Annotated in this window: 15 protein-coding genes; 7 read left to right on the forward strand and 8 right to left on the reverse strand. The window is 34.4% G+C overall.

The features are described from left to right. Positions 1-3,455 (reverse strand): mucin-binding protein (locus FGQ66_RS04680; protein WP_171024567.1); only part of this gene is annotated, 3,455 nt, incomplete at its 3' end. A 1,127-nt stretch (positions 3,456-4,582) separates the two neighbouring features. Here FGQ66_RS04680 and FGQ66_RS15375 point away from each other — a divergent pair. Then, positions 4,583-5,086 (forward strand): hypothetical protein, encoded by a 504-nt coding sequence (locus FGQ66_RS15375; RefSeq protein WP_230315248.1) that lies wholly within the window; start codon positions 4,583-4,585, stop codon positions 5,084-5,086. Positions 5,087-5,130: 44 nt separating this feature from the next. Beyond that, entirely contained in the window at positions 5,131-5,502 is a 372-nt protein-coding gene (locus FGQ66_RS15380; RefSeq protein ID WP_230315249.1) for a hypothetical protein, read from the forward strand. A gap of 631 nt (positions 5,503-6,133) precedes the next feature. Here the strand turns inward: FGQ66_RS15380 and FGQ66_RS04690 are convergent. Then, entirely contained in the window at positions 6,134-6,361 is a 228-nt protein-coding gene (locus FGQ66_RS04690) for a helix-turn-helix transcriptional regulator (RefSeq protein WP_113845694.1), read from the reverse strand. 283 nt (positions 6,362-6,644) lie between these two features. Between FGQ66_RS04690 and FGQ66_RS04695 the strand changes: the two genes are divergently transcribed. Beyond that, on the forward strand, positions 6,645-7,136 hold the full coding sequence (locus FGQ66_RS04695) for a hypothetical protein (protein WP_138301866.1): 492 nt from the start codon (positions 6,645-6,647) through the stop codon (positions 7,134-7,136). Positions 7,137-7,317: 181 nt separating this feature from the next. Here the strand turns inward: FGQ66_RS04695 and FGQ66_RS04700 are convergent, their stop codons facing one another. From FGQ66_RS04700 to FGQ66_RS04720, 5 genes are all read right to left on the reverse strand, one after another. Then, on the reverse strand, positions 7,318-8,025 hold the full coding sequence (locus FGQ66_RS04700) for an ABC transporter ATP-binding protein (protein WP_138301867.1): 708 nt from the start codon (positions 8,023-8,025) through the stop codon (positions 7,318-7,320). Between the two features lie 181 nt (positions 8,026-8,206). Beyond that, complete coding sequence (locus FGQ66_RS04705) at positions 8,207-9,583, reverse strand: hypothetical protein (protein ID WP_138301868.1); 1,377 nt, start codon at positions 9,581-9,583, stop codon at positions 8,207-8,209. 564 nt (positions 9,584-10,147) lie between these two features. Then, complete coding sequence (locus tag FGQ66_RS04710; protein WP_138301869.1) at positions 10,148-11,620, reverse strand: hypothetical protein; 1,473 nt, start codon at positions 11,618-11,620, stop codon at positions 10,148-10,150. A 15-nt stretch (positions 11,621-11,635) separates the two neighbouring features. After that, positions 11,636-12,700 (reverse strand): nucleoid-associated protein, encoded by a 1,065-nt coding sequence (locus FGQ66_RS04715; RefSeq protein ID WP_171024568.1) that lies wholly within the window; start codon positions 12,698-12,700, stop codon positions 11,636-11,638. A 350-nt stretch (positions 12,701-13,050) separates the two neighbouring features. Next, complete coding sequence (locus FGQ66_RS04720) at positions 13,051-13,692, reverse strand: hypothetical protein (protein ID WP_138301871.1); 642 nt, start codon at positions 13,690-13,692, stop codon at positions 13,051-13,053. Positions 13,693-13,957: 265 nt separating this feature from the next. On the opposite strand from FGQ66_RS04720, the gene FGQ66_RS04725 reads away from it, so the two are divergent. Beyond that, entirely contained in the window at positions 13,958-14,524 is a 567-nt protein-coding gene (locus FGQ66_RS04725) for a hypothetical protein (RefSeq protein WP_138301872.1), read from the forward strand. A gap of 274 nt (positions 14,525-14,798) precedes the next feature. Here FGQ66_RS04725 and lepA read toward each other — a convergent pair whose 3' ends face one another. Then, on the reverse strand, positions 14,799-16,634 hold the full coding sequence (gene lepA / locus FGQ66_RS04735) for a translation elongation factor 4 (RefSeq protein ID WP_138301874.1): 1,836 nt from the start codon (positions 16,632-16,634) through the stop codon (positions 14,799-14,801). Positions 16,635-16,780: 146 nt separating this feature from the next. Here lepA and FGQ66_RS04740 point away from each other — a divergent pair, with 146 nt between their 5' ends. Genes FGQ66_RS04740 through FGQ66_RS04750 form a run of 3 tightly spaced genes read left to right on the forward strand, consistent with a single transcriptional unit; the run spans position 16,781 to position 19,176 of the window. Beyond that, on the forward strand, positions 16,781-18,001 hold the full coding sequence (locus tag FGQ66_RS04740) for a GNAT family N-acetyltransferase (protein ID WP_138301875.1): 1,221 nt from the start codon (positions 16,781-16,783) through the stop codon (positions 17,999-18,001). A gap of 16 nt (positions 18,002-18,017) precedes the next feature. Then, positions 18,018-18,512 (forward strand): nucleoside 2-deoxyribosyltransferase, encoded by a 495-nt coding sequence (locus FGQ66_RS04745; protein ID WP_081134484.1) that lies wholly within the window; start codon positions 18,018-18,020, stop codon positions 18,510-18,512. Continuing rightward, positions 18,505-19,176, forward strand: a complete 672-nt coding sequence (locus FGQ66_RS04750; protein ID WP_005879840.1) for a DUF2238 domain-containing protein — start codon at positions 18,505-18,507, stop codon at positions 19,174-19,176. Before FGQ66_RS04745 ends, FGQ66_RS04750 begins: the two co-directional genes overlap by 8 nt. Positions 19,177-19,431: the final 255 nt, after the last annotated feature.

A 19,431-nucleotide genomic window follows, 5' to 3' on the forward strand; every position in this document is an offset into this window, starting at 1 on the left:
GGTGTAGCGACCTCTTTACCCGTCACTAAATCGGTATTGATTGCCCAAGTGATTTCTTGGACCTTATCCGCTGGTGCTGGAGTCGAACCATCTGTTACAACATAATGGATCGTTCGCGTTGTTTTTTTGGTACTTGGCTTGATGGCATGTGTAAGATGCACATCATACACTTGATCAACTGCTGTATCTCTATCATACGTCAAACTTGCTGGCACTCCATCCGAAACAAGTTTGTATCCTTGGGATTGCAACTCCGTGACAGTATCTGCAGTTGCATAATCAGCTGTCCCTCCCATTTTTCCTGTCATCTGATCTGCTTTAATTGTTGCTTTAGTCACATCATCGATATAGTTAATCTTTATATTTTGGTCACTAACATCCACTTCGATCCCTTTACCAACGATTGCTGTATTGTAAGTGACTGTTAGATTGCTATCTTTCAAAGAAGTCAAATCAGTCGTTGGCGCAATCGCCTGTTCCGCTACTTTTGCTTGGTCTGGTACATACGCCTGTTGATTTCCTTCTGCATCGCTAGTTGTTCCTAGGTTTGGCGAGTCGACTGCTTGGTAGATGGCTTTCGGTGTAGCCACACCTTCTCCTGTCACTAAATCGGTATTGATTGCCCAAGTGATTTCTTGGATCTTATCCGCTGGTGCTTGAGTCGAACCATCTGTTACAACATAATGGATCGTTCGCGTTGTTTTTTTGGTACTTGACTTGATGGCATGTGTAAGATGGACAGCATACTCTTGATCCACCGCTGTATCGTTATCATACGTCAAACTTGCTGGTACTCCATCCGAAACAAGTTTGTAGCCTTGGGATTGCAATTCAGTGACAGTATCTGCAGTTGAATAATCAGCTGTCGCTCCCATTTTTCCTGTAAGTTGATCTGTTTTAAGCGTCGTTTGTGTCGCATCATCGATATAATCAATATTTATATTTTGGTCACTAATATCCACTTCGATTCCTTTAGCAACCATTACTGGATTATAAGTGACTGTTAGATTGCTATCTTTCAAAGAAGTCAAATCAGTCGTTGGCGCAATAGCTTGTTCCGCTACTTTTGCTTGGTCAGGTACATACGCCTGTTGATTTCCCTCTGCATCACTCGTTGTTCCTAGGTTTGGCGTATCGACTGATTGATAGATGGCTTGTGGTGTAGCGACCTCTTTACCCGTCACTAAATCGGTATTGATTGCCCAAGTGATTTCTTGGACCTTATCCGCTGGTGCTGGAGTCGAACCATCTGTTACAACGTAATGAATCGTTCGCGTTGTTTTTTTGGTACTTGATTTGATGGCATGTGTAAGATGCACATCATACACTTGATCGACCGTTTTATCCGTGTCATATGCTAGATTTGCTGGTACTCCATCTGACACAATGCTGTAACCATTCGATTGATATCCATCTAACGCAGTTGCCGTTGAATAGTTGGTTGGATCTCCTGATTTCCCTGTAATTTGATCTGTTTTGAGTGTCGTTTGTGTCGCATCATCGATATACTTGACAGTGACATTTTGGTCTGACTTTTTGTATATATAAAAAACCGCCTGATCTCCTGCCCCGAAGTTACCGCTAGCTTCGTCTGGCATCTTTGTCAATTCATAACCCTCAATTGTCTTTTCTTGTGTTTGGTAGGGATCCCCAATATGATAGATTGCTGGATCAGTCACTGTCGGAAGCAGTGAATGATAATTTTCATCGATATAGTATGTTGTCAACGTGTAATCGATTGCTTTGTAGATGTTCGTGATTTCTTTGTCTTCTAAGCCAAAGGTAGTAATCAAATCACCAGTACTTGACTGATATGCATATCCCGGAATTTTAGGAGCTGCGGAATCAAATGCTTGCCCTGGTTGTCCCCCTACTACTATATCGGATGCAATCGTTTTTCCTGTGACATCCACAAAATGTTCCACAACCTTTGTATTTACTAGTACCCGTTCCGTAAAACCAAAGGTAACGGATTGGTCTGGAGCAAGTGTAGTGACAGGTGTTTCATACAGAATAGATGTATCCCTGTCCCGTAACAAAACAGTTCCACCAGCACCACTCGATAGGAAATATTCAGATGGATCAGTCTTATTATATTCACCTGCCAATACATTGCTATTATCACCTGCCGAACTGTACAAGGTGATTCCAGCATTTTGAATGTAGAATCCGCCATTGCCATCACTATAGATTGGTATCCTATCGTTATCGTCCAACATAGTATCTAAACGGACCCCCATACCGCTCAAATTAGAAATCGTCTCTGAACTTTTGTTTCTAATCGTTACGTCATGGTTAATTTTACCATCTTTCGTAACTTGTATCGTTTCTGCGATTTGATAGGAACCACTGGTAGTGACATGCGCAAACATCCCATTTCCAGAGCTATCAATTGAGGTATAATACTTTGAATCAGACGCTTTATCAGGTATTTGATTGAACCAGCCTATAGTGCCATTAGAAACAGTATAATAGACGCTAGTAACCCCACTTCCCTTACTATATGAATAAGTATGTGCAATCCCTTCAGCTGTCTTTTCAATGGTATTGGCTTCTAATGTTCCGAGATTGTCCGGTTTTTTCATTGTTACTTCATAGTCTGAACCATTGACCGTAAATGTAGCCGTAGCAACTGGATTAGCATCTGCTACAGTCCAATTGGAAAATTGTGCATTCAAGTCTCCGGTATTGTCAGTAGGACTGCTAGCTGCAACAGTTGGTACTGCTTCAAGGTTTGCAGCGAGAGGGGCAGCCGTATTTGTACCAGGTGTAGCAACACTATTCGCGGCTGTGTTCGTAACAGACGCAACAGCAGTATGGGCCACAGGATTCGTATCAGTGGTTACATTTGTTCCTTCATTTACAGTAGTATCTGTGCTTGGATTTACACCTGTACTAGCAGTTGTATTTTCATTCGCAGTAATACCTGTATTTTCAGCTGTATCAGGAGTGACAGTTGGGTTTGCAGCAGCGTTGCTAGTAGCACCAGCGCTTATATTCGTATCCGTGCTTGGATCAGCATTTGCATTAGCTGCATTTTTATTAGCAGTCACACCAGTATTTTCAGTCGCACCATCTGGAACAGCTGGATTTGTATTGTCGGCACTTGCGCTTACATTCGTATCATTACTTGAATTGCTACTTGTCTCAACGTTTACCGGAGTGACGGCTGACTGTGCCGTTTCACCAACTGTTGCTTTTTGACTGTCTGTTACAGGTTTCGAATCACTAGCCGCCTGATTGGTAGAATCCGTCTTCTCCGTGGAAACCGAAGTTACAATCGGAGTTGCTTGATTCACTTCATCTGCTTGGACATTTCCGGTATTTACAGCCATTACAGCTCCTGAACCTAAAAATAAAATGGCTCCATAGACCCAGTTTTTCTTCTTCTTCCACATTTTAAAACTTTTTTTGACATCTCTTGTTGCCAGCGCATAATTTCTAATTCTCATCATGCTTGATCAGCTCCCTTTGTGTACTAACCTCACTATAATCAAAATAGAATGGTAGTTACGCTCAAAAATAAAGGGACCTTGTCTAATTTTTTGAAATATTTCAAAAATTGTGAATATTCGAAAGCGAATATAAACAATGAGCCATTAAAAAAATTGTCTCGTTCTTAAAATAGAGAAAACTTTTTATGAACTTTAGTTTTCTATACTCAATAATAATCATAACTGAAGTCTGACACTTAGCTATAAATTATTATCCATATCAATAAAGAAATAATCGTTTCCATTTAAGAGTTTAGTACTATAGAATAGCTCACTAATTATAGTAGTTCTTTCCAATTTCAATATCCAGTATATTCAATTTAGAAACACTAACCACTTTCTCCTCTCTCCGATATTTTTATTTTTAGATACTCTTTGTATTAAAAAGATGATAGAATTATTACAAGAAAAAATGTATAATCATTTAAGTACTGCTATTGTTTATTAAATAACCTCTATTATCTATAGTGTGTTAGCAATAGTACTCTAGTCATATCTGGTTGATTAGTGGACTCTAGCTATAATTTAGATGGCGTAAGTTTTAATACCTGAAACGCGCTAATATGTAAAAAAATATCTTTACCTCAATCTTCCATGATATAAATTAAGGAATGATATTAGCTTTTTATCATTTGTGAAAAATAGTTCATAGTCATGGATCGTGTTCATTTATTGAGGATATAAAAAAATAATTGAAGGTAAATATAGAAGTATCTATTCGATTTTGTTGGTAATTAATTAAGTATTTTGAATAGTACCTCTCTTATTTGCGTCCACAAAATAAACTATATCATTTTTCAAAAAGTGTTATCTAAAGATTATTTAAAGAACTAAATGATTTTTTATCTATACTAAGAAACACTGATATTATCCGCGAGAAATCAGTTTGAAAACTCATCTATATGGGTTTTCAAAAATGTTTATAGTTTTTTTGGATTTTTGAATAATTAAGTATTGAATTTTTTGACTTTGTGGGGAAAGTCGCAATATAAATTGAATACTTTTTATTAATGGCGACTATCACTGCCTGCCGTAAGTGAGAGTACCAACTTTATTTATCAAATCATATTTTCAATAAGGAGGAGTAAATGAGTACATTTTTAATTTTAGTTGGATTTTTGGGGGTTATTTTTGGAGTATTTTCTTTAACATATACTTTTTTTTCTAAGAAAATACGTTTAAAGAAAAAGATTGGTATTGGAATTTTAGCAGCTTTTATAATTATGATAGTAGGTGGTACTCTTGCTCCACCTATTCAAGCAGACGTAAATAAAAAAACTAATGATTCATCGTCTAGTATATCCGCCTCTTCCGACAGCCGAGAAAAAGATGTAAAAAAAGATAAAGAAGAAGTTAAAAAGAAAAAAATTGGAGAACAAAAGGCTAAAGAAAAAACTAAGAAGGAACAAAAAGCTAAGAAAAAGCAAAAAGAGAAACAAAAAACTAGCGAAACTAAGAAAAAACAAAAAGAGAAGCAAAAAGCTAAAGAAGCTAAGAAAAAACAAAAAAAGAAGCTAAACTCAAAGCAGATCAAGAGGAAAAAAAACAAGAAGAAATTAGGCAAAAAACCTCAACAGCTAAAACTATTCTAGCACAAGCTGAAGCAGAGCCAACTAGAGATAATTACAATGCAGCATTGTCAGCTATTCAATCTATACCTGAGGAAAACCAAGAATTATTGAATCGCTTAGCCAGTGTTGATTCAATCATAAAATCTAATGAGGCAGCTGAAGCAGAACGACAAAAGCAACAAGCAGAAGCTCAGAGACAAGCAGATGAAGCTCAACGTCAGGCTCAAGAGCAGCAAGCTACACAACAAACTAATTCATACACTGCCGATGGACAATGGTCTGTTGCTACAAACGGTATGGTTTTCGCTCGTTCAGATAGTGGGAAATATTATTCTCGTGTTACAAATCCAAATAATTATCAATATATGAGCCAAATAGATGCTGATAATGCTGGGTATAGTCGTGCCACTCGAGGAAATCAGTACGCTCGACCATAGTTTAATAGTGTTATATTGATTCTATAATAGTTGGTGTTGTTACTCTTATGAGTAGCAATGCCAATTATTTTTTTATAACAAAAAGACATCTTGGTTATCCTCTAATTAAATCGCCAAACCAATTTATAGGGAAAAATAGATGTCCAACATCAAGAAAATAGAAAGCATAGACAAAAGCATCAAACAAATACTAGATATCAAGGATTCAAATGTCTCTTTTCCTAAAGATACAATGAGTAAACAGGAGGTCCTCGGCCGGATGTGTAACAATCTACCATCCAAATTGTGGGTTTGGTTTTGTGACTCTCTATTCTTTAAAAAGCTAGATTCAACCGCTTCATTATCAATCTTCAAGGGACTTTGAAAAGAATTTTTGCTGATTCTATTAAGTGATTACCTAGGTTTTCTTGATAACTCCGCCAAAGTACACATTTAATCGTTTTTTACAAATACAAAAATAATACTTCAAGTAATTATATTAAGATCAAATCGCTCCTCTATGTGATATAATGTAATTACCTTGGCAGGGGCAAATCATATTTGTCACGAGCAGTGAGCTATAATATAGCTTGCTGTTTTTTTAATGTCATTCCAATGATAAATATCCTTTTGTAGCCCCTTCCCCACTTCTTTATACTTTATGCTTAGCAATAAATTCATCGATATCTTTGATGTCATATTTTGGGTGGCTATTTTCGCCAAAAATAATTACTTTCAATCCTGCTTTTACCCATTCATTGATCGTTCCTGCTGAAGTACCTGTATACTTGACCGCTTCTTTTTGATTCAAGTAACGTTTAGGAACATATCCTATAAGAAATGAATCTAAATCATTTTTATTGATAAATTTATCATCCATATTGATTTCTCCTTACATAATTTATAGTTAATCTAAAATATTAGAACCATGAAACAAAAAACAATAATGTTCGAAACGAGCACATACAATCATATTGAGTATTTAAAATAGATGCTTCATTTTCAAACAGATTCACACCACATTGGAGCATATAACTCATCTGCAAAGATAGAAATTTCAAGATATAACATTAAGAGACGAAAGAACTTCAAGTCAAAATAGAAATCCATTCCAATAGGCTACATGGTATAATTGAACTACCCAAAACCGAGAGGAGAACACCATGAAAAAAATAGTTTCATTCTGTATAATCGGAGGCTCAATAATTTTTTTAGCAAGTTGTGGCAATAATAACAATAGCAGTCATAGTTCTAGCACCTCGTCTTCATCTGCGGCTCTATCTTCTTCAGATTCTAATAAATCAATAACTATGTCTTCCTCCTCTACTCCCACAGGCACGGACACTACTACCACAGAAACCGGAAGCGTGACATCCTCTAATAACCATTCTACTAATAGTGCTGAATCTGGACGCTTAGCATCGTCTAATAGTCAAACCACCAATAGCCTTGAAAGCGACTATTATCAAGCTATAAAAGATGCATGGAATAAACAGAGCAAGTACATTAGTTCTATAGAAGATCCTCAAGTAAAACAATCTGTTCAAACACCAAATAGTGCTGCAACTGCGGAGGCAACAAAACTACAAATGGAACATCCAGAAGACAGTGAACTTATAGAATCTGTACTTAAACAGGTTTTAAGTGGGAATTAATGGACACATATGGAAACCCATTTTGATTTTAACTACCTAAAATATGTACTGCCCTTCATATTTTTGAAGGGCTGTTTTCATTGAACATCTAATTTTATCTTTTTTAGATATAAACTTCTCTATAGTGATATCAGTAATAAGAACTATGACTATTCATAAACAATAAACAGAGAAATAATCTTTAAAACACTAGGGTTTCCAATGTAGGCGAACTAATATTATCATGAATGTGGCCATCCTTTAAAACGATTGCTCTTGAAGATTGGCTAGCTAACTCTAGATCATGAGTAACCATAACAATCGTTTTTCCTTTACTCACCAATTCCTTCAATATTTCCATAATAAGTACACGTGAGTGAGTATCTAATGCGCTAGTAGGTTCATCTAAAAACAAGATATCTGGATCCGCTAATAGTGTGCGGCCAATTGCTACCTTTTGTTGCTCACCCCCTGAAAGAGCATCAATCGGCTGGTGTAAATCAGCTTTTAACTCCAATCGTTTTGCCAAAGAATACACATTTTCTTTTTTTATTTTATGACCATTTAAAGTTCCTGGAAGAACCATATTATCATAGGCGGACAGTGAAGGAATCAGTTGGAAATCTTGAAAAATAAAGCCGATTTTTTTACGGCGAAACTTTGCCAATTTCGCTGCACTCCATCCATAAGGTGATTTACCATCGATCAACACCTCTCCATTTGTGGGAGGTAACAAGCTAGAAATACAATAAAGCAATGTTGTTTTTCCTGAACCAGAAGGCCCTACAATTGACACAAACTCTTGTTGCTCTACATCAAAAGAAATATCAGCAAGCACCTGTAAAAGATTTCCTTTAGAGAGCTCTATTTCTTTTTTTAATCCTGTGATTGAAATAACTATCTGTCTCATCGAAATTAACCTCCATAAAAATCAATCTAGTTTATAAATCTAATTCATATACAATAACGCAGGTCATAACTTTTTTGCTATAAACTATTTATAATCACCTACTTCCTTGCTTTTTTCAATTTAGGCTACCGCTCTCTAATTATTTGATTTAATAAATGGTCTGATTCTTTTATTTATAATTCTACTCAACATATTTTTTTAACGAATGACGCTCAAACCAATAAATCACAATAAAGCCCAAACTGAACAAAAGAAAAGTACCAAGTGACAACAAGATATTCACTGACCAATTTGCCTTAAAAATATTGCCTCCTCCTAGATAGGTAACTCTCAGTAATGGAATCGCAAATAATACCATCCCAATTAAAGTAGTCAATATTGAGATGATCGAGATCGTGCTGATTTCAATCATTCTTGTTTTGAAGATCCAGTTTGGTGTACAACCTGTATGAAAATAGTTCTTTGATTCAACTCTTGTTTTCATTCTAAACAGACAAGTCGATGCAAAGATATTAGCTAAGCTTATAATTATTGGCGCACCAAATAAAAATTCGAGACTGAGTATTAGATCGGAAATATAGGAGCCACTGTTAGCCCCATCAATCAATAATCTTGTATTAAGAAATAGTGCAATAAAATTTCCAAGCAATAGCGTGATGATACTAACTGGACGAATTAACTTAACCAACCCCTCCACGTTGTATTGCATGTTGTAAAATGCAATACGAACCATTGGATGCTTTGATATTTTAGGCAAATCAACAATTCTATTTACTATCGCTCGAAATATTGGTCGTACTAAAAAATTCATCCCAACAAGTAAAGAAAGCCACAAAAGAAGTAATATATTCATCGAATTATTCATGCTTCGTGTATATTCTTTGACTACAGCTGGATCTGGTACATTTTTAAAATATAAATAAACGGTTCCACCTACACTGATGATCAACGCAAGTATCCCAAAAAATTTACCGTTCAATCTCGTTTTGATTGAGGCATCGTACGAGGAAAGAATCCCCTTTCTTTTTTTGAAGTTTTTAAGACAATAACGCATACAAGTAATCGTAATAATCGAAATTTGAAGTAAGAGGGTAATAAAAGTGACATTCCACGACAAATGAAGAGTTAAATGAGAAAAAGTTTGCCTAGCAGAATATGAAGGTAAAACACTGAAAAAGGCTTGTGCTGCTGGTATAGAAAAGAGACTACCGATAAAAGTACCTATGATGCCAACCAATAACATTTGACCTGTCATTAAGAAACTCAACTGTACTGGCGAGCCACCTAAAAGAAGCAGTATATCATTTGTATCATCAAAAAAATCTATGCACTGTTTCATTGTATTGGTCGTTAACAAGAGCAACATAACAGCTCCAGTTATTATAGGCATTTGCATGAAAACACTATAATCATCAATATCGACACTATTTACCCCTCGCATTTCATTTAATATAGTAAATGAAGTGCTAAAAACTAGCCCAGATGCCAAAAAAACAGGTAGTACAGATAACCATATCTTCCAATATCGCACAAATTGTTTCGTAATTAGTTTAACCATTGGTTCATCCCCTATATGATTTATTATTGTCACGATACCACAATAGAAAAACATCGCCATCGTCCTTAAGTCTAATTATTATCGAAAAAATACCATTCCCCACTTACAGTACTGCCATGTCCACCCTCAACTTCAATGATTTAAATCAATGTACCACTGTTTCAATACTCCTACCAGAGTATTGAAATGCCCTACAGATACCTTTTGAATCATTTATGATGTCAAATCTCAAAGCATGATTTGTTATTACAAAACCTTTTAACCAAAATAAACGAGGTCGAGACAAAAGTCGTTTAGGTTTGAGAAATTGGAGAGAAAAACGAACAATACACTTTTTGTACTACTCATTTTTTTAAAATTCCCTAAAAACCTGACTTTTGGACTTTCGTTTATTCGAGAGTCTGCAGCAAAAATGATTTTTAGATTTATCCCGCATCCATCCAAATTATTCCAAATGAAAAAAGAATGGGACAAAAATCAGTTTTTTTCTGATTTTTGTCCCACATTCGTCCTAATTATTCTAAGATTTCTCTTTACCAACATCATTTGACAAAGAATCCTTTTTTAATATCCAATTAAAAATTTGAAAATTTCTTTTGGATAGTGGAAAGAGTCAATACGATTAGACAAATACATGATAAAAAAGAGAAAAATCGCAAATACTAACCCGCGTATCATCCATCGTCTGTAACTATCATAGATAATTATGGTTTCTTGCAGATAATTTTTTTTCAAATATTCATAAGATATCATATTTTCTTTATGCTGGTTTATAACCCCAAGTTCTTCAGTATACTTTTTTAATGTTTTTAACAAACTATTTTTTTGCCTATTCTGTTTAATAACAATAATTAAATTTATTGTAAAATAGAAAATATAACTTAACAAAACTAAATTTATTATGCTCATAGTTTTTTGGTTTAAAATTTCTTTAAAAAAGCTTAAAAATATTGTTCCCAATAAGCTTAGAGATAACGTTCTGATTTGCGAAACTAAATTATTAGTCAAATCCTCTATTTTTTTTGTTGTATTAATAGATTCTTGCAGTAATTTATTCTTTTGTTCTAAAAAAATTTTTATTTTATCTTGTATATATAAATCAAAATTGTAATTAATAGATTTAATTATTTCATATATTTTATCGTTCAAATTTTTAGAATTGGAGTTTTCATCAAGAAACAAAGAAAAAGTATTACGCATTATTATTAATTTATCTTGTTGATTGTTTGAAGAAACATAAAAATTTAATAAAAAATATATTTTATCACAAAATTCTCTCTCAAAAAAGAACTCATTTATCTGTAAAAAAATACTTTTATATCCCCTAATCAAAAATGTATTTTCTGATGTTTTTTTATTGCAAATGAAATAAAAAAAACTTTCAACTTGTTTTGTATAGATAAAATCTAAAAATTCGTTATTTTCGCCAGAAATATATTTGGGATACCACGTGTTTGGAAATTCTAAGTAATTATTAAATTCTTTTCCTAAATATAATGAATTAGAGGCTTCAAACAATCCTATGTCTTCTGGTAATATCTCCTCACCATCAATCATGGATAATAACTTAGCTGATTTAATAATTATAAAACCAGAATTAAAAATTTCACCAGAACAATTTATTATTCCTACAAAGGTTTTTTTAGTACTGTCATTGATACTTAAAAAATTCATATTCTCTTTAAAACTTAATATGGAAGTAAAAATAAAAGAATTCTTCATAGGGAGATAATCCGTTAGTAATTTTTTATTAATTTTCCCTTTGCAAGTAACCTCATCATTAATTAATAAATACTTATTTTCTTCCCCTTCATCATCATAAGACGCTTTGAAAGTATCTAAATCCTCATACGGTATTTCACAATCATCCATAATAATACCAAAATCTTCAAAGAGAAAATCAGTTGTCTTAGCAAACAATGAGTTATCTAGTTCGCTTACTTTACATTTATATCGGAATTCTATATAGCTCTCAGTTTCAGCATAAATTCTATCTTCGTAAACTTCAATAAATTTAATAAGACTTAGATAACTCATCCTCTATATCCCTCCTTATAATTTTGTATTCCGTATATCAAGTGCTCTTTTAACTCTTAATATAAAATCTCCCGTTTCTGGGTCTTCTTCAGTTATCATAATAAGTTGATTATCTATATCCTTAGATATTCTTATTTCAATTTCTTTATCCTTCGATTGATAAATAGTTGGTTTCTTAAAATCTACTTTAGGTACAAATTTCATTGTAGCATCAGGGTATTTAGAAAGTATATTTCCAGAAATCATTTGAGTTTGGGAAGTTAAATCCATATCTCTATCATTTTCTTCTAAAAAGGGTCTAACCCAATTAGGCAAGTCTTCTTCTAAATTGATTTCTTTACCAGATAAAAATTTTTTTTGAATAGTATATCTAAATTTAGGCCAATTATTGCGAGGAACCACTTTTTGATAGCCATTAATTATTTCCTTTTCTACTTCTTTTGTTAATATGGAGTTGTTTGATAGTTCTCTAGCATTCAAAAACTGTTCCATAAAGTATTTAGCCGTTTCATTGTTTCCCTTTTGTCTATCTAAAACATATAGATGTAAATCATTCTCAACATATTCATTTTTAATCAGTATAAATGCTAATTTATGTAGCTTCTCATTGATAGAAGGTAACATTGATTTTCTAACTTTAATGGTTAAATCGTCATTAATTTCTATACCAGTATTTGGATCAAGTTTAAGTATGCCTATATAATTATCTCCGTCAATAGAGTAATAAATGACAAATAATGAACCATCACTTTTAGAACTAGTAGATTTCATATTTGAAAATAATTTTTTAGTCATCTTTTTTGATTTTTCTATAAATAGATTTTCAAATTCACCTGTATGTTCCATAACTCTTACTAATTCTTTTACATCATTAAGTACTGTATTATCTGGTAGATCTTCAAATTGACAACGCTTCATAAAACTTTGTTTTCTTGAATTTATTATATGCGTTTTAAAATACTCTAATGCATCATCTATATTGTCAACCGAATTTAAATCAATGCATTTATCACTAAATATTGGTATAGCACCACCTAGATTAAGTTTATGAACTATAATTTTTGATATTTCGATATTCATGTTTACTCCTCTTTTCATTATAATTTCCCATTTTAATTAAATCAAAAGAAAGCCTTAAAAACAAGCGTCCTAAGGCTTCTATGGGCAAATATAATCTTTGAGGATTACGAAACTACTTTAACATAACGGGAACACAGGTTCAAATCAAACGTTTATGATATCAAAATGATGTTTTGTGATTTATTTAACATTTATTTTGTAACAAAAATGTTAAATAAATTTGTGTTGTATTACGTAATTATATATTCTAACCCTCAAAATTAAGGAGATTTTTTTATCTTTGTGGGATATTCGAATACTAGCGTTTATCATGGAAATTTTTTTGATCTAATTTCGTTTTTCTTATCAGCTCATTTACTATCATTCTCACCACTTAGAAATTCTTTTAATGGCTTTATTTTTTGTAATTCTCTAGCCGCTCTTTTTTGTTTCTCCATGTATTGTTGTATTAATTCTATTGGAAATACTATCTGCCTACTAAATTCTTTTCCTTCTACATTTAGATACACAAATTCTAAAGTCATTTTTCTTAAATATTTACTTCTTTTAGTACTAGTACGCTTAAATAAATAAGAAAGATGATCATATAGTAATTCTACTTTAACTTTCTCTATTTTGGTTCTTTCTTTTGGTCCAAGTGTTTGATACTCAGGAAGTCGTTCTTCAAATGGGTTACTTAAACTCAATTGCACATTTGGTATTTTAAAAAATAATTTATCCAAAATATTTCTCTTAGGTCTGATAGTATAAAAATATACGGAATCAGGATTTTTCGAAAAATTCACTGCGTAAAATTCATAAAATAAAGGTTGAGCGGAATCAAAAGTTATTCCTTTCTCTTTCTTAGTATATAGTGGATATATTACTATTCTAAATTCTCTTCTATTATCATTTAAATAGTATTTAACTGTTAAAAATATGGTTAGAGCAGTTACCAATATACCTACCCAATCTGCAATAGTACCCATATATTCGGGCTTATACCAATTCATTTCATCACCTCTTTATCATTCGTTATACCAAAATATAATTACTAGGTAATCTTCCACTAAATCTCATATACAGCTCTCAACAAGAAACTATTTTTATCATTGTGGAACATTCACATACCATCATTTATCATAGCAACCTTATACTCTCCTTTAATATTTCCCGATGAATTATTGGTTAACCGCATCATCATATATTTTCTATTAGGCTAATTACTAAATTATTTTGTTATGATAAAATAATTTTTGTGGATTGGAGGGCAATATAATGCAAAAAAAACAAAATACATTAATAAAAATAGTGAATAATTTTTTACATTGGTATTTAGGCAAGGAATACACACCTAAAGATATCCTAGAATTGATACTTACTATTGTAGCGATTACTTTTGTAATATTTGGATTTTTCAAAAATAAAATATACTATGAAGATGTTTCAATAGAGTACTACCCGATAAATACACAGCAAAATCTGTATCCAAGAAATATTTCTGATGAGATAGAAATAGATAAAGAACCAACCAATGTTGTTTTAGTATCACCTGCTGATGTACCAATAAAAGTAGAAATTATGAGATATAAATCAATGCAAGAAAATAGTAAGCTAGTTTATCAAGATACTGGTATATCAAAAGAAATAGAACCAGGTGATGCACTGAAAATATCATATATCGAAAGCGAGGGAATTCCAAACTATCAACTTCATATAATTACGAAGTATGGCGAAGCCGATATACCTTTAATTTTCAATGGAAGATTTGAAGATATCAACAAAACGAAAATTAAATCTACAAGAAAAATAATCCCTTATTTTATAGATAAAATGCTAAATTAGTACTCCTTTGCAGCAAGAGGACTTTTACATAACCAAAAGTTCTTATTTTAAGAAAAGCGAATATATGGCTCTTCATCAAATCGTACTGGTAGAGATAAAATTCGATAAAACGTGCAAATAAACAGAACAGAAAGAGGTTTTCTTCTTTCTGTTCTGTCCAAATTATTCTAAGATTTCTCTTTACCAACATCATTTGGCAAAGAGCCAAAAAAACACCGGTGGCAAATCCATGTAAACATGGTCTATTTTTTACACTGTTTTCAAACAATCCTTGCTATTTCTTAGGTTCGTCCTCATCCATTTTCAGAACAGCCATGAAGGCTTCTTGTGGGACTTCTACTGAGCCGATTTGTTTCATGCGTTTCTTACCTTCTTTTTGTTTTTCAAGAAGTTTTCGTTTACGCGAAACATCTCCGCCATAACATTTTGCCAAAACGTTCTTACGCAACGCTTTGATGTCTGAACGGGCGACGATTTTTTGACCGATAGCGGCTTGGATCGGTACTTCGAATTGTTGTCGTGGAATCAGTTTTTTCAATTTTTCAACGATTGCTTTTCCTCGTTCATAGGCAAAGTCACGATGGACGATGAAGCTTAAGGCATCGACTGTTTCGCCGTTCAATAAAATATCCATTTTCACTAGCTTGCTCTTTTGATAGCCTGACATGTCATAATCAAGTGAGGCGTAGCCCTTCGTACTTGATTTTAGTTTATCAAAGAAGTCAAAAACGATTTCAGAAAGTGGAATATTATAAACGACATTTACGCGGTAATCATCTAAGTAATCCATGGTGATAAAATCTCCGCGTTTTCTTTGTGAAAGTTCCATTACAGCTCCGACATACTCATTTGGTACCATGATTTGTGCCTTGACGAAAGGTTCTTCAACATCTTGGATGGTTACTGGTTCAGGAAAATCTGCTGGGTTGTCTACGACTGTCATAGAGCCGTCTGTTTTATTGACATGGTAGATTACGGATGGTGCAGTCGTGATCAGTTCTAAATTGAATTCACGTTCTAACCGTTCTTGAACGACATCCATGTGTAGCAATCCCAAGAATCCACAACGGAAACCGAAACCTAGTGCTTGAGAAGTTTCTGGTTCGAATTGGAGTGCAGCGTCATTTAATTGCAACTTATCCAGTGCGTCACGCAGATCATTGTAACGGGAAGTATCGATAGGATATAGTCCACAATAAACCATTGGATTCATTTTTCGATAACCTGGCAGTGCTTCTTTTGCTGGATTGTGAGCTAGAGTAACAGTATCCCCTACTCGTGTGTCTTGGACTGTTTTGATGCTTGCAGTGATATAACCGACATCACCGACCATCAAAAAGTCTCTTGCAACAGCTTTAGGTGAAAAAACACCAACTTCCGTTACATCAAATGTTTTGCCGTTGCTCATCAACTGGATCTTATCTCCTGGTTTTACCACGCCATCCGTGATGCGGACATTTAATACGACCCCGCGATAGCTGTCGTAGACTGAATCAAAGATCAATGCTTTCAATGGTGCTTCTAAATCCCCAGATGGTGCAGGAACATATTCGACGATTTGTTCTAGGATCTCTTCAATACCGATCCCTGCTTTGGCACTGGCTAAAACTGCTTCGCTTGCATCGAGTCCAATGACATCTTCGATTTCTTGACGTACTCTTTCAGGGTCTGCTGCAGGTAGATCGATCTTATTGATGACTGGTAAGATCTCCAGATCATTATCTAAAGCCAAGTAAACATTTGCTAGTGTTTGTGCTTCGATTCCTTGGGCAGCATCAACGACTAAAACAGCTCCTTCACACGCAGCTAAACTTCGTGATACTTCATAGGTAAAATCGACATGTCCTGGGGTGTCGATGAGATGAAAAATATATAATTCTCCATTTTTAGCTGTATAGTTTAGTTCTACAGCATTTAATTTAATCGTGATCCCACGTTCACGCTCTAGATCCATTGAGTCTAATAGCTGATCTTGCATTTCACGAGACGTCACAGTGTTCGTCTTTTCCAAAATACGATCGGCCAATGTAGATTTCCCATGGTCGATATGAGCGATGATCGAGAAATTCCGAATTTGCTCTTGGCGTTGTTTCATTTTTTTTATATCCATAGCGTCTCCTCTTTTCTTATAATCAGCACTTTCCATTATATCAATGAAAAGAATGAATTTAAAGACTTTTTACCTAGTCGGCTTTAGAAGTTTTTTTGCTGAAATTTTGCTATACTAGTAACAAGTAAATAATTGGAGATGAAAGAATGGATCAAAGAGATTTCAGAGAAAATCTTGAATTAAAACCTGTTACAGAAGAACATGTGGATCAGTTCAATGAATTGCTCTCTTATGTCTTCCAAGTAACTGAAGCGGATATTGAAGAGAGCGGATTTGAAAGCAAGCGTGCCTTTATCCGCTCAAAACGACCAATTTTGGAGTTATCTGAAGTATTTGGTTGGTTTCACGAAGAAAAACTGATTTCACAGATTGCCATCTATCCCTGTGAAGTGAATATCCATGGTACGCCTTATAAAATGGGGGGTGTCACTGGTGTGGGAACTTATCCCGAATACGCAAATCATGGGTTGATGCAAGACTTGATCATCGTAGCATTAGATAATATGCGTAAAAACAAGCAATGGATTTCCTATCTTTACCCTTATAGTATTCCTTACTACCGTCGTAAGGGCTGGGAGATCATGTCTGATAAACTGTCTTTCAAGATACGTGATACCCAGTTACCTAAGCAAGTGCCGGTGAGTGGTATGGTGGAACGATTGCCTGTTGATCATCCGGATGTCTATAAAGTTTATCAAAAATTTGCTGGTCAAAATCATGGGGCATTGTTCCGAAGTGATTTCCACTGGGAAGAATACTGGCGTTTTGAGAATGAAGATGAACGGACGGCTGCTGTTTATTACAATTCTGCTCAAGAGCCGATTGGTGTTCTTTTTTATTGGGTAGCGGAAGAAATTTTCCATGTGAAGGAAATGTTCTATTTGAATCAAGAGGCGCGCAATGGTCTGTGGAATTTCATTTCTGCCCACTTCTCTATGGTCTACTGGGTTCATGGCGATATCTATAAAAATGAACCATTAGCCTTTTTGATTGAAGATAGCCAGATCAAAGAACAGATCGAACCTTATTTTATGGCAAGAATCGTTGATGTGAAAGAATTCCTTGCACGTTTTCCTTTTGCCGCTTCTGCCAAACCGTTCCATTTTATCGTGGAAGATCCGGTAGCTCCTTGGAACAATGGTATCTTTGGCTTGGTTTGGGATGAGAATGAACACTTAAAAATAGTCAACGAACCTGTTGGCCAACCTGTTCGTCTTTCTGTTCAAACATTGACTTGTTTGATGATGAATTATCGCAGAGCTTCTTATTTGGCCAGGATCGAACGGATCGAAACAGATAAAGAAACATTAAAGACACTGGAATTGATTATTCCGAATATGGAAGCTTACTTCAGTGATTATTTCTAAATAAAGGATGATAAAAATGAATATATATTTTGCTGCCCCATTATTTGCTAAAAGTGATTTACTCTATAACGCCATGCTTGTAAAGAAGATCCGCGCTGTCTCAGAAGATCTGACTGTTTATTTGCCTCAAGAAAATGAAGCAATCAATGATAAAACAGCTTATGCAGATAGCAAAATGATTGCTTTAGCTGATACGGAAAAAGTTTTAGAAAGTGACTTGATGATTGCTTTACTTGATGGATTGACGATTGACGCTGGCGTTGCTTCAGAAATTGGTGTGGCTTACGCAAAAGGTATCCCGGTCATCGGTCTATATACCGACAGCCGTCAACAAGGTGGTTCACACCCTAAGAAACTTGAGGCGTTGCAACAAGTCGCGGAAAATCAATTCCATTACCTTAATCTCTATACAGTTGGCCTGATCAAATTAAACGGATCGATCGTTTCTGATGAAACAGAACTGCTAGAAGCGTTGAAGGTCTATTTAAAAGGAGGACAATTGAATGAGTAAAACAGTAAAAAAGGTGCAGATTGCCCTTGTTGTTTTTGGTCTCTTTGTGGTTTGCTACAACATTTTTGAATTTATCACCAATAAATATTCGACGACTCAAGGGATTACATTTATTATTGAATCTTTAGCAGGAATCGTATTGATTTTTCTCCCTCAGATCATGAAGAAATTATTTCATTTGCATATTCCAGATGCTATCGTGCTATTTTATTGGTTTTTCTTGTTTATCTCGGTCTTTTTAGGAACTGGGATGCATTTGATCAGTATCATTTCTTTTTGGGATAAAATCTTACATGCGGTGAGTCCGATGGTGCTGACAGCATTGGGCTATGGATTGATCGGGTTGCTTCTAAAAAAAGCGCCTATCGCTAAAACAAGTCCTTGGTTGTTCTTGCTTTTCGGTTTTGCCTTTGCTGGTCTATGTGGTGTCTTTTGGGAATTCTGGGAATTTCTCTGCGATCAATTCTTAGGAATGAATCTGCAACGATTCGCGGCTTCTGATGGTACACTATTCGTTGGTCGGGCTGCATTGATGGACACGATGGGGGACTTACTGACGAACACAGTTGGTGCCTTGCTCATGGGGATTTTTGCTTGGGTGCAAGGAAAAAATGATCCGGCTTATTTTGAAAGCTACCGTTTAGAGATCATAAAAAGCAAATAGCTGAATGCACTTTACAGTTATATGACATCTTAAGAAATTAAGTCGAGATTCGCGAAAACTTTTTTTAGTTTTTGAGAATTTCGACTTATTTTTTTCAAAAAGATCAACTTTTCGATGGCAGTTCGATTTAATAGGTGTGATAAAAATACCACTTGCTTCCCTCTCCCCTTTTTCTCTTCATTAGCTGTAGGTTAGTTTGATGGAGATCTTGTAAACTGAAACAATTAACTGAAGCTAATTTACTTTGTCTTTCTT

The organism is Enterococcus sp. BSD2780061688st2 D3, assembly GCF_005844145.1.
GTDB classification, from domain to species: domain Bacteria; phylum Bacillota; class Bacilli; order Lactobacillales; family Enterococcaceae; genus Enterococcus_B; species Enterococcus_B durans.